Annotated in this window: 11 protein-coding genes; 6 read left to right on the top strand and 5 right to left on the bottom strand. The window is 72.6% G+C overall.

The genetic code is table 11. From position 1 onward, the window contains the following. Position 1: 1 nt before the first annotated feature. The 5 genes from DQ237_RS01430 to DQ237_RS01410 all read right to left on the bottom strand — a co-directional run bounded on the left by DQ237_RS01430 (position 2) and on the right by DQ237_RS01410 (position 5,269). Positions 2–718 carry an alpha/beta fold hydrolase gene (locus tag DQ237_RS01430; RefSeq protein ID WP_113796403.1) on the bottom strand — a complete coding sequence of 239 codons (717 nt, stop codon included), beginning with the start codon at positions 716–718 and terminating at the stop codon, positions 2–4. A 171-nt stretch (positions 719–889) separates the two neighbouring features. Then, positions 890–1,183 carry a 2Fe-2S iron-sulfur cluster binding domain-containing protein gene (locus DQ237_RS01425; protein ID WP_113796402.1) on the bottom strand — a complete coding sequence of 98 codons (294 nt, stop codon included), beginning with the start codon at positions 1,181–1,183 and terminating at the stop codon, positions 890–892. A gap of 170 nt (positions 1,184–1,353) precedes the next feature. After that, positions 1,354–2,016 (bottom strand): response regulator transcription factor, encoded by a 663-nt coding sequence (locus DQ237_RS01420; protein ID WP_113796400.1) that lies wholly within the window; start codon positions 2,014–2,016, stop codon positions 1,354–1,356. Continuing rightward, the gene (locus DQ237_RS01415) at positions 2,013–3,686 is read right to left on the bottom strand and encodes a histidine kinase (protein ID WP_240619318.1); all 1,674 of its coding nucleotides are present in this window, start codon (positions 3,684–3,686) and stop codon (positions 2,013–2,015) included. Before DQ237_RS01415 ends, DQ237_RS01420 begins: the two co-directional genes overlap by 4 nt. Positions 3,687–3,868: 182 nt before the next feature. Further along, a complete protein-coding gene (locus DQ237_RS01410) occupies positions 3,869–5,269 on the bottom strand; it encodes an aminomethyltransferase family protein (protein ID WP_113796396.1) in 1,401 nt (466 codons plus the stop codon). Between the two features lie 289 nt (positions 5,270–5,558). On the opposite strand from DQ237_RS01410, the gene DQ237_RS01405 reads away from it, so the two are divergent. From DQ237_RS01405 to DQ237_RS01380, 6 genes are all read left to right on the top strand, one after another. Beyond that, positions 5,559–6,773, top strand: a complete 1,215-nt coding sequence (locus DQ237_RS01405; RefSeq protein ID WP_166509445.1) for a CynX/NimT family MFS transporter — start codon at positions 5,559–5,561, stop codon at positions 6,771–6,773. 183 nt (positions 6,774–6,956) lie between these two features. Continuing rightward, the gene (locus DQ237_RS01400; RefSeq protein WP_113796392.1) at positions 6,957–7,739 is read left to right on the top strand and encodes an ABC transporter ATP-binding protein; all 783 of its coding nucleotides are present in this window, start codon (positions 6,957–6,959) and stop codon (positions 7,737–7,739) included. Continuing rightward, a complete protein-coding gene (locus tag DQ237_RS01395) occupies positions 7,726–8,436 on the top strand; it encodes an ABC transporter ATP-binding protein (RefSeq protein ID WP_113796390.1) in 711 nt (236 codons plus the stop codon). Before DQ237_RS01400 ends, DQ237_RS01395 begins: the two co-directional genes overlap by 14 nt. A 1-nt stretch (position 8,437) precedes the next feature. Next, the gene (locus tag DQ237_RS01390) at positions 8,438–9,319 is read left to right on the top strand and encodes a branched-chain amino acid ABC transporter permease (protein WP_113796388.1); all 882 of its coding nucleotides are present in this window, start codon (positions 8,438–8,440) and stop codon (positions 9,317–9,319) included. Beyond that, positions 9,319–10,431, top strand: coding sequence for a branched-chain amino acid ABC transporter permease (locus tag DQ237_RS01385; protein ID WP_113797376.1), 1,113 nt, complete (start codon positions 9,319–9,321; stop codon positions 10,429–10,431). The genes DQ237_RS01390 and DQ237_RS01385 overlap by 1 nt, the downstream gene beginning before the upstream one ends. Then, the gene (locus DQ237_RS01380) at positions 10,428–11,681 is read left to right on the top strand and encodes an ABC transporter substrate-binding protein (protein ID WP_113796386.1); all 1,254 of its coding nucleotides are present in this window, start codon (positions 10,428–10,430) and stop codon (positions 11,679–11,681) included. Before DQ237_RS01385 ends, DQ237_RS01380 begins: the two co-directional genes overlap by 4 nt. The last annotated feature ends 17 nt before the right edge of the window (positions 11,682–11,698 follow it).

Raw genomic sequence — 11,698 nt, 5'->3', positions numbered from 1 at the left:
CTCAGGCACCCCACTCCTTCGTCAGGCGGTCCAGGAGCTCGGCGAGCTCCGGCGCCGCGGTGACCATGGCCTCGTGGCCGGTCTCCAGCTCGTGCACCGGCCATCCCCGCTCGCGGGCGCGGTCGGCCTGGCCCGCGAAGACCCGCATCCAGCTGACGCACTCGACGAACGCCGCGGGCACCCGGTCGGCCGCGCCGGTCAGCCGCAGGGGGTCGGTGTAGGTCTTCCACGGGTGCGGGGTGAGCTTCGGGGTCAGCCAGTCGACGTCGGCCTGGTCGGTCACGCCGAGGACCGACAGCTTGCGCACCGGTACCAGCCAGCCGAAGCCCTGCTCGGCGGCGGACTGGGCCCAGTGGTGCTCGACGGTCTCGGGCAGCAGGTCCCGGGCGGCCTCGCCGTCGTCGCCGACGAACGCGTCGAGGTGGACCCGCCGCGCCACCGCGTCGGGCCGGCGGTCGGCGACGGCGGTGACCACCTGGCCGGCGTAGCTGTGCCCGACGAGGACCACGTCGGTGAGCCCGAGGACGTCGACGAGCCGGACCACGTCCTCCACGTGGGTGTCCAGCCCGACCAGGGGCGTCAGCAGGTGCGCGCGCTCGGAGAGACCGGTCAGCGTGGGGGTGTGGACGTCGTGGCCGGCGGCCCGGAGGAGGGGGGCCACACGGTCCCAGCACCACCCGCCGTGCCACGCACCGTGCACGAGGACGAACGTGCTCATGCGCTCGGGGCCTCCCGGGGAAGAGTGTGCTGGCTCACGTCCACGCTAGAGAGAGGGGTGGGTCGGTGGAACGGACCGATGTCACCGCCGCCTCGCCGAACGCGCGCGGCCGGCCTACGTCATTCGTCGTGGCGTGCCGCGCCGCCGGGGGCGACCACGTCCTGGTCCGGGCTACAGGTCGAGCACCAGCCGGGTCGTGGCCCGAGAGACGCAGATGAGCATCGTCTCGCCGCTGGCCCGCTCCTCGGCGCTGAGCAGGGAGTCGCGGTGGTCGGGCCGGCCCTCGAGCACCCAGGTCTCGCAGGCCCCGCACAGACCGTCGGCGCAGGGGGCGGTGACGGCGAGACCGGCGGCCCGGACCGCGTCCAGGATCGAGGTGCCGGGGGGCACCACGAGCCGGGTGCCGGCGGTCTCGCAGACGATCTCGAGGCAGTCCGGCGCGAGCTCCTGCTCCGGGGCGCTCACGTGCTGCTCCCTCCGCCGACGGGGACGGCGGCCGGGGGGACGGCCCGTCTCCTGGCCGGAACGCTAGGAGCTGCCGGAGCCGCGAGGATCACGCGGTTGACCGTCCCCGGGGCGGTCGGATGCCGCAGCGGCGGCGCGACATCCGACGCGGGGTCCGCCGCGGCGGCGGGTCACCGGGGCTGGACGAGGCCCTCCTTGACGGCGAGCAGCGCAGCCTGGGTGCGCGAGGTGAGCCCCATCTTGGTGAGCAGGTGGCTCACGTGGGTGCGGGCCGTCCGCTCGCTGATCACCAGGTGCCGGGCGATGTCCTTGTTCGACCGGCCCTCGGCGATGAGGACGAGCACTTCCTTCTCGCGGGCGGTGAGCACGCCCAGGCCGGTCCGCGGTGCCCGGATCTCCTGGGTGAGCCGGCGGGTCACCGCGGCGTCGAGGAACACCTCGTCGCGCACGGCGGCCCGCAGCGCGGAGTGCACCTCGGCGGGGCCGGCATCCTTGAGCAGGTATCCGGAGGCGCCCCGCTCCAGTGCGGCGTGCACGCGCTCCACCTCGCCGAAGCTGGTGAGGATGACCACCCGCACCTCCGGGAAGCGGCGCACGATCTCCTGGGTCGCCGTGACGCCGTCCATCGTCGGCATCTGCAGGTCCATCAGGGCGACGTCGGGGAGCTCGCCCAGCGATGACGCGCGGGCGAGGAAGTCCACGGCGGCCTGCCCGTCGCCCGCCTCGCCGGCCACGTCGACGTCCTCCAGGGCCTCGAGGTAGGCCACCACCCCGCGCCGCACGACCGCGTGGTCGTCGACCACCAGGACGCGGATCGGGTGCGGAACGGTCACGGGCTGGTCTCCTCGGGGTCGGGCAGGGGATTGGTGGGCAGGGGATCGGTGGGCAGGGCAGTGGTGGGCAGGGGAGCGGTGGGCAGGGGAGCGGTGGGCAGGGGAGCGGTGGGCAGGGAGCCGGTGGGCAGGGACGGGAGCAGCGGGAGGGTGAGCTGCACCCTCGTGCCGCCCGGTTCGCGGTCCCGCACCCGGACGACGCCGCCCCAGCGGGCCGCACGCTCGCGCATCGCGGTCATGCCGAAGCCCCCGGCCGGGGGGCCGTCCCCGGGCGGCCCGGACCGGTGCCCGACACCGCATCCGTCGTCGGTGACCTCGGCGACGAGCCGGCGCCGGCTGCCGTGCGAGGTGACCGCCACCCGGACCCGCATCGTGCTGGCCCCCGCGTGCTTCACGCTGTTGTGCACCGCCTCGGCGATGATCCGGTACACGTCCTCGAGCAGGTCGGCGTCCAGCCCGGGCAGCTCGCCGGCCGGGTCGTCGACGTCGAGGCTGGTGTCCAGGCCGGTCCGCGCACCGGTCGTGTCCAGCAGGCTCCGCAGGGCCGAGGGGAGACCCCGGCCCGTGCCGGTCGCCGGCCGGAGCTCCACGACCATGCCGCGGAGGTCGGCGAGGACGTCCTCGGCGCTGGTGCTCAGGTCGTCGGCGACCTGCGCGAGCTTCTCCGGCGCCGGCGGCAACCCGCGTTCCACGAGGACCCCGAGCGACCGGGCCTGCATCATCATCGAGAAGACCTGCTGGACGACGGAGTCGTGCAGGTCGCGGGCCAGCCGCTGGCGCTCCTCGCGGCTGGCGACGTCCCGTTCCCGCTCGAGGAGCTCGGCGTGGTCCACGGCCATCGCGGCCTGCTCGGCCATCGCGAGCAGGAACTCCAGCTCGGCCTCGCCCACCGTCTGCCCCGGGGCGAAGTAGGCGTTGAGCACACCGACCGGCTCGCCGCGGGCCAGCAGCGGGACGCTGGCGAACCAGCCCCAGCGGGGCCGGCCCATGAGCTCGTGCAGCGGGGCCCAGGCCGGGTCGCCCATGACCGCCTCGTAGCGGTCGGGGACGACGACCGGCGTCCGGGTCTCGAGCGCCTCCAGCATGACCAGCCGTGCGTCGCGGGCGCGGCACTCCATGAGCTTGTCGAAGAAGTCCGGGGCCCGCACGAAACCGGCCGACCCCATGACGTGCAGCCGGTCGCCGGCGGAGTTGACGGTGAGCACCTGGACGGCGGCCAGGGAGTCGGCGCGCGCCACCTCGCGGGCGAGGGCCTCCAGGGTGCCGACCAGCGAGCGCTTGGTCGCCACGCTGGCGGCCGCGGTGGCGATCGCGGCCAGGCGGCGCTGCTGGCGGCGGCTGACCGTCACGTCGCGGAAGGAGACGACCCACTGCTCGCGCCCGGGCACGCGGTTGAGGAGGTAGGCGAACTCCCGCCGGCCGTCCGGTGCCCCGGTCCACTCGACCGAGGCCTCCACCGACGTGCCCGGGGAGGCAGGGGGTGGGAAGGGCGAGGCCGACCCGGCCACCGGGCCCGCCGGCAGGCCGCACAGGGCGCGGGCGGCGGGGTTCGCCTCGACGAAGCGAGCCGCGGCGTCGATGACGGCCAGGCCTTCCGGGGCGTGCTGGAACACGTCGTCCGGGAGGCCGCCGTCGGGCAGGGGAGCGGGAGGCCGCACGTCCAGCTGCACGGGCCGTCTCCTCTCATCCGGCGCGGGTCCGACCGGCGTCATTGTGACCCACGCCCCAGCGTCCGCGGCCCGGCGTCCCCCGGACGGAGGGGCCCGCACAGGACGAGACCGGGCCCGCGCGCGCAGGACTCCTGCGCGCGCGGGCCCGGCCCGGTGCTTCCTTGATCCCGTGCTGCCCGGGGTCAGGCCTTGCCGGCGGTGCGCCAGCCGCCCTGGTAGGTCTCCCGAGCCATCTTGGCGTAGGGGACCGGGCTGACGATGGCGCGGACCTCGAACTGCTCGTGCGGTTCCACGGTGGTCTTCTTGCTGCCGCCGTCGGGCTCGCCCCACACCACGCGCACCTCGGCGCCGTGCGGCACGTCGGGGCTGATGGTGGCCAGGGAGAGGCCCTTCTTCTCGTTCGCGGAGATGCCGGTGAACATCGAGACGCCGAGGACGGTGCCGTCGGCGTCGACGACGCTGTCGAAGTTCGACGAGCCGTAGTTGGAGTTCGGCAGGTCGAAGAACTGGTACTTCGCGCCCTCGACCGGCGAGGACAGCAGCGTCGCCAGGTCGTCGGAGTTCCACTCGAGGGTGACCTTGCGGCGCTGGGCGTCCTTGTCGATCGCCTCGAGGGCGTCGCGGCCGATGAAGTCGTGGTCGAACTTCACGAACGAGCCGTACCCCAGCTCCCAGGGGTTGGTGTAGTAGTCCTCGATGTCCCCGGACACGAAGCTGCCGGCGATGGCGTTGGTGGCCTCGTAGCTGTCGGCGCCGAGCCACTCGCGGTAGGGGCGCAGCTCCTCGCCGGTGTAGATGGCCGGCAGCGGCGAGGGGATCCAGCCGGACTCGAGGGTGTTGGTCGAGTAGGCGCGCGAGCCCACCGGCTCCATGCCGAACTCGCGGCCGGCCTCGAGGATGGCCTCGCGGATCCGGTCGTAGCTCTCGTACGGGCCCCAGATCTCCAGGCCCGGGGCGCCGGCCATGCCGTGCCGGAGGGTGCGGACCCGCTCGCCGGCGATGGTCATCTCGCCCATGCGGAAGAACTTCAGCTGCTCGACGGTGCCGCCGTTGAGCTTCTCGATGATCGGCCAGGCGTTCGGGCCCTGGATCTGGAAGCGCCACAGGTCGCGGGTGACCGGCTTGCCGTAGGGCCGCGACGGCGAACGGGGGTCGTTGCGGATCTCGACGTCGTAACCGCCGGTCTCGCCCTGGAACTGCAGCCAGTTCGCGCCGGGGGCGCGGCCGACGTAGACGAACTCGTCCTCGTCGAGGTGGAAGAGGATGCCGTCACCGATCACGTTGCCGGCGTGGGTCACCGGGACGAACTGCTTGGCCATGTTCACCGGGAAGTTGGCGACGCTGTTGATGCCGGTGTCGGAGATCAGCTTGAGGGCGTCGGGGCCCTTCATGAACAGGTTGAACATGTGGTGGGACTGGTCGAACAGGACGGCGGTCTCCTGCCAGGCCTTCTGCTCGCGCCGCCAGTTGGTGAACTCCGAGGGGACCACCGGGTAGATGTAGGCGCCCAGCTGGGAGTTGCGCAGCAGGCCGACCGTGTCGCCGCTCTGGTCGAGGAGCTCCTGCAGGTTCTTCGCGGTCATGTCCGTCCATTCGTCGGTGGAACGTGCGCGGACCGGCGATGCCGGCCCGTGGCCCGGTGGCCGGTGGTCGGCTCGCGGAGCTCGCCGCGAACGAGTGGGTGATCATCCGGTCGCCTGCAGCCTAGGACCGTCGATGTGGTCCGGCACACAGCCATCCGTCACCTCGTGGCGGCCGATCCGGCCGTCCCGCGTGCGTCGGTTGACCGCGTCCGCAGGTCATTTGACGTACTTCTCCGGGCGTCCCGGCCGCGCGGACGACGCCCGGGCGGGGATCGGCGACAGTGGCCCCGTGCGCACGAGCGAAGGAGCCGGCGAGCCCACGACGCCGTCGACGACCCGGACCGCCTGGACGGCGGTCGCCGCCCTCATGGGCGCGGGGGTGGTCGCTGCCGCGCAGATCGGCGGTGCCTCGGCCGCGCTGCCGGTGCTGCGGGAGGAGTTCGGGCTGAGCCCGGCCACGGCGGCCTGGTACCTGTCCACGGTGAGCGCCCTGGGCGCCGTCGGCGGTGTCCTGCTCGGCTGGCTGGGGCAGACCCTGGGCTTCGGTCGCCAGGTGCGCCTCGGCCTGCTCGCCATCGTCGCGGCCGACCTCGGCGGCGCGGCGGTGGACTCCCTGGCCGGTCTGCTCGTGGCGCGGGTCGGCGAGGGGCTCGGGCTGGTGATGGTCATCCTCGCCGCGCCACCGCTGCTCTCGGAGGTGGCCGCCCCGGTGCACCGGCGGCTCGTGGCCGGCGTCTGGGGCGCCTACCTGCCGGTGGGATCGGGGCTGGCGGCACTGCTGGTACCCCCCGCGATCGGGCTGTGGGGCTGGCGCGGTGCGTCGGTGGCCGATGCCTGCCTGGCCGCGCTCGTGTGCGCCGCGGTGCTCCGCTGGGTGCCGTCGGTCGGGGCAGGAGGCCGGGCGCCGGCGGGCGGGCTGGCCGCCGCCTTCCGCTCCCGCCCGGTGCTGCTGATCGCCGCGGCCTTCGGGCTGTACTCGGCCCAGTTCCTGGCCGTCGTCGGGCTGCTGCCCGCGTCCCTGGTCGCCGACGCGGGCCTCTCGGTGGCGACCGCCGGCCTGCTCGGCGCCGTCGTCTTCCTCGTCAGCGCGCCCGGGAACTTCCTGGGGGCCTACCTGCTGCACCGGGGGGTGGCCCTGCGGCGGGTGATCCCGGTCGGCTCCGCGGGGATGGTGGCCGGCGCCTGGGCCGTGCTCGACCCGGACCTCCCGGCGGGGGTGCGGGTCGCTGCCGCGATCACCTTCTCCTTCCTCGGGGGCCTGGTGCCCTCGAGCCTGTTCGCCGCACTGGCCGCCGTGTCGGCGGGCACCCGATCGGCCGGCGCGGCGATCGGCCTGCTGACCCAGGGGTCGGCGCTGGGCCAGCTGCTGGGACCCCCGCTGGTCGTCTCGGTGGGAACGGCGCTCGCGGCCGGGGTGACCGGCCAGGCGGTGCTGCTGGCGTGCTTCGCCGGTCTCGTCGCGATGGCCGCGGTGCTCCTGCGGCCGGGGGAGCGCATCGGGTGATCCGTGCCGGGGCGCCCGGGATCCGGTCCGGCCACGGCTCGGATGACGGCTCGACAACTTTCCCGCCAGGATTGTTGTCAATCTCACCGGCGGTCCGTAGGTTCCCTCCGCGAGCGGCGCCTGTGACGCGCACCACCCGGCAGCAGCACCGAAGCGAACACCCGACGGCGGGAGAGACGGTCCATGGCGGCTGAGCTGGCCCTGCAGGACATGAGTCTGCAGTTCGGCGGCATCAAGGTGCTGCAGGAGGTGAGCTTCACCGTCGAGCCGGGGCAGATCTTCGGCCTCGTCGGGCCCAACGGCGCAGGCAAGACCTCGTTGTTCAACTGCATCAGCGGGCACTACCGGCCCACCTCCGGCAGCGTGCGGATCGACGGCACGCAGGTGCAGGGAGCCCGCCCGGCGACCCTGGCCCGCCACGGCCTGGCCCGCACCTTCCAGCACCCCGCGCTGCAGCTGCACGAGACCGTGCTCGAGAACGTGCTGCTGGGTGCGCACTCCCGGCTCCCGGGCGGGCCGCTGGAGTGGTCGCTGCGGCTGCCCCGCACCCGGCGGGCCGAGAAGGAGCTGCGCGCCGAGGCGCTCGAGCTCCTGGAGCGCAACGGCCTCGGCTGGGCCGCGCACCTGCCGGCCGACGAGCTCTCGCACGGTCTGCACAAGGGCGTGGAGCTCTGCCGGGCGCTGCTGATGAAGCCGGAGCTGCTGCTCCTGGACGAACCGGCCGCCGGGCTGCCGCACAGCGAGGTGGAGCAGCTGATCGCCACGGTCCGGCGGTTGCGGGCCGACGACGGCATCACCGTCGTCGTCGTCGAGCACCACATGGGCCTCATCGCTGCCCTGACCGACCGGGTCGTGGTGCTCGACCACGGCGCCAAGCTCATGGAGGGCACCGCCGCCGAGGCGCAGTCCGACCCCCGGGTCATCGAGGCCTACATCGGGAAGGACGCCGCCGATGACGTTGCTTGAGCTCGAGGGCGTCACCGCGTCCTACGGACCCGTGCAGGTGCTGGACGGGGTGTCGCTGAGCGTCCCGGAGAACGGGGCCTTCGGCATCCTCGGTGCCAACGGCGCCGGCAAGACGACCACCCTGCGCGCGATCTCCGGCGCCGTCCGCACCGGGGGCCGCATCGTCTTCGACGGCAAGGACATCAGCGGGCTGCGCCCCGACCAGGTCGCCGCGCTGGGCATCGCGCACGTTCCCGAGGGGCGCGGCTCCTTCGGTGACCTGACCGTGCGGGAGAACCTGCGGGTCGGCGCCTACCTCCGCAAGGACCGCAAGGGCATCGACCAGGACATCGACTACTGCCTGGACCTCTTCCCGAACCTGCAGGACCGGATCAGGTCCAACGCCTCGGCGCTGTCGGGCGGCGAGCAGCAGATGCTCGCGGTGGCCCGGGCGATCATGTCCAAGCCGCGGATGCTGCTGCTGGACGAGGCCTCGCTCGGCCTGGCGCCGAGCACCGCGAAGAACGTGTACGAGGCGATCCGGCGGCTGCGGCTGGAGTCCGGCATCGCCATGGTCGTGGTCGAGCAGAACGCCAACCTCGCCTTCACGCTCGTCGACAGCGCGACGGTCCTGGAGACCGGGCGGAACGTGCTCACCGGCACCTCCGCCGAGCTCCGGGGCATGGACGAGATCCGTCGCGCCTACCTGGGAGGTTGAGATGGGAACCTTCGTCCAGCTCGTGGTCGACGGCCTGTCGACCGGTTCGGTCTACGCCGCGATCGCGCTCGCCATCGTCCTGGTCAACCAGGCCACCGGGCTGATCAACTTCGCGCAGGGCGGCATGGCCGTGCTCGCCGCCTACGTCGCGTGGGCGCTGACCAACCGGGGGGTGCCCCTGGTCCTGGCCATCCTGCTGTCGATCGTCTTCTCGTTCGTGCTCGGTGCCGTGGTGGAGCGCTACCTGATGCGCCGGTTCGAGCGGGGGGACCCCGACACCGCCGTGGTGGTCACCATTGGGCTGCTCACCCTGATCACCGGGGTCGCCGGCTGGCTGTGGACCTACAACAACCAGTCGTTCCCCTCGCTCTTCCCCCTCGACACCGTGTCGTTCCTGGGGGTGTCGGTCAGCATCCGCTCGATCGGGACCACGCTGGTGATCGTCGTGGTCATGGCACTGCTGCAGGCGCTCTTCGTCGGCACGAAGCTGGGGCTGGCCCTGCGGGCGGTGGCGATCAACCCGCAGTCGGCGTCCTACTCGGGGCTCCCCGTCGGGCGACTGCTCATGGTCGGCTGGGGTCTCGCTGCGGCGCTCGGCGCGGTCGCTGGGGCACTCGTCGCCCCGCAGCTCACGCTGACCCCGGGCATGCTCGACAACGCCCTCGTCTACGCGCTCGCCGCGGTCATCCTCGGCGGTCTCACCAGCCCGGTCGGCGTGGTCGTGGCCGCCTGGATCATCGGCGTGCTGGAGAACCTGGCCGCGGTGTACGTGCCGTTCATCGGCTACGACCTCAAGGTCGCGGTGCCCTTCATCCTCATCTTCGTCGTGCTCATCGTCCGACCCCAGGGCCTCTTCGGCCGGAAGACCGTGGTGCGTGTGTGATGGCCTCCGCCTCGGCCGTGCAGGCCACCCCGTCCCCGTCCGCAGCGTCCCCGGCGCCCTCCTTCACCGAGCGCCCGTGGGTGCGCCGGGCCGGCGCGCTGCTGCTCCTCGTCGTCCTCGTGGTCGCGCCACTGGTGCTGCCGCAGTTCGCCAACGAGACGCTCGCCCGCGTCGGCGTCTTCGCCGTCGCGGTGCTGGGCCTCAACGTGGTGATGGGCTACACCGGGCAGGTCTCGCTGGGCCAGATCTTCTTCCTCGGCCTGGGCGCCTACGTCACCGCGTACGGCGTCCAGCACGACTGGAACGTGGTCGTGGTCTTCCTGCTCGCCTGCGTCGTCCCCGCCGTCGCGGGGCTGGTCGTGGCGCTGGCCGCCGCGCGGCTGGGCGGGCTCGCGATCGCGATGGTGACGATCGCCCTGCCGATCGTCGGCGTCCCCCTCGCGAAACGGCTCGGCGACGTCACCGGCGGGTCGCAGGGCATCTCCGCCCGCATGGGGGGAGCCCCGGAGGGGAGCGGCCTCTACAACGACCAGTGGACGCTCTACGTGGTCCTGGTCATCGGGGGCATCGTCTTCCTGCTGACCCGTAGCCTCGTCCGCGGCAAGTTCGGCCGGGCGTTCGCCATCGTGAAGGGCAACGAGCACGTGGCGTCGTCCATGGGCATCTCGCCCTACCGGTACAAGGTGCTCGCCTTCACCATCGCCTCGCTGATCGGCGGGGTGAGCGGCTTCCTCTACATGTACGTCATCCAGTACACGTCGCCGGAGACGATGAGCTTCGGGCACTCGATCCAGCTGCTCGCCGCCATGGTGATCGGCGGCGCCGGGAGCATCGTCGGATCGATCCTGGGCGGCGCCTACTACGTGCTCGTCCCGCAGTTGACGAACGAGATCGACGCGAGCCTCACGGCCCTGCTGCAGGGCGCGATCCTGCTCGCCGTCCTGTTCGTCCTCCCCGGCGGCCTCGCGTCGCTGCTCCGCGCGGTGACCCGCGGCCGCCGGCGCTCCGGCGCCGGGAACGGCGCCGCCGCGCCATCGACCACTCCGCCGTCGACCGCTGGGTCGGCTCCCGCGGCGGGGGAACCAGAGACAGAGAGGCATGGTCACGCATGAACACGCATCTTCGATCGCGGAGGGCGCTCGGGCTCGCCGTCGCGTCCGCGCTCGCGCTCGCGCTCCCCGCCTGTGCCGAAGGGGGCGGGGGCGGCTCGCGCTCCAGCGGCGAGGCCAGCCCGGGCATCACGGACGACTCGGTCACCCTGGGCATCACCACCCCGCTCAGCGGGACCACCGCCGGCCCCGGCACCTGCACCGTCGCCGGCGTCAAGGCCTACTTCGGCAAGAAGAACGCCGACGGTGGCATCGAGTTCGGCGACGGGAAGACCCGCAAGGTCGAGATCGAGGCGCTGGACGACACGTACGACCCGCAGAAGGCCAAGGCCAACTACGACCAGCTGAAGAACGACGTCTTCGCGATGACCGCCGGACTCGGCACGCCGACCAACCGGGCCTGGCGCGAGGCCGCGATCGCCGACGAGGTGCCGCAGGCGCTGATCATGACCGGTGACCCGCTGTTCAGCGACACCGACGAGAGCCCCATGCAGCTGGGCTTCGTGCCCATCTACCAGAACGAGGGCGAGGCCTTCGGCAAGCTGCTGGCCGGCTCCAGCCAGGACCACAAGGTCGCGATCCTGTCGCAGAACGACGACTTCGGCGAGGGCTACGTCGAGGGCTTCAAGTCCGCCGTCGAGGACGCCGACAACATCGAGATCGTCAAGGAGCTCACCTACGAGGCGACCGACACCTCGGTCGACGCGCAGATCACCGAGCTCTCCTCCACCGGCGCCGATGTCATCTTCAACGCGATGTCGGTGACCCCGCTGACGATCGCCGCCCTGCAGAAGGCGCAGCAGCTGAACTGGAAGCCGAGCTGGTTCCTGCCCTCGAACACGTCGAGCCCGGGGGCGATCCTCCAGCCCGGCGGCGCGACGGCCTACCCCGGCGTCTACTCGGTGTCCTTCGCGAAGGCGCCGGCGAGCCCGGCGTTCGCCCAGGACGAGGACGTCGTCGAGTACCTGGCGGCGCTCAAGCAGTACGGGGACTACCCGGAGCCGCCGGCGTTCCCGCACTGCCAGTGGAGCTGGATGGTCGGCGCCACCCTCGAGCAGGTCTTCATGAAGATGGAGGAGCCGACCCGCGCGAGCTTCATGGAGGCCCTGCGCTCCGTGAAGGACTTCGAGGCGCCGCTCATGCTGCCCGACACCTCGGTGAACACGACCGAGGACGGTCAGCCCGCGGTCTCCACCGTGGTCGTGCAGAAGTACAACGGCAAGGGCTACGACACGGTCGAGTCCTTCCAGTGATCCGCGCGTGACCCTGC

It is taken from the genome of Blastococcus sp. TF02-8 (genome assembly GCF_003319175.1).
Lineage (GTDB): Bacteria > Actinomycetota > Actinomycetes > Mycobacteriales > Geodermatophilaceae > Blastococcus.
This window is presented reverse-complemented; position numbering and strand designations above follow the sequence as displayed.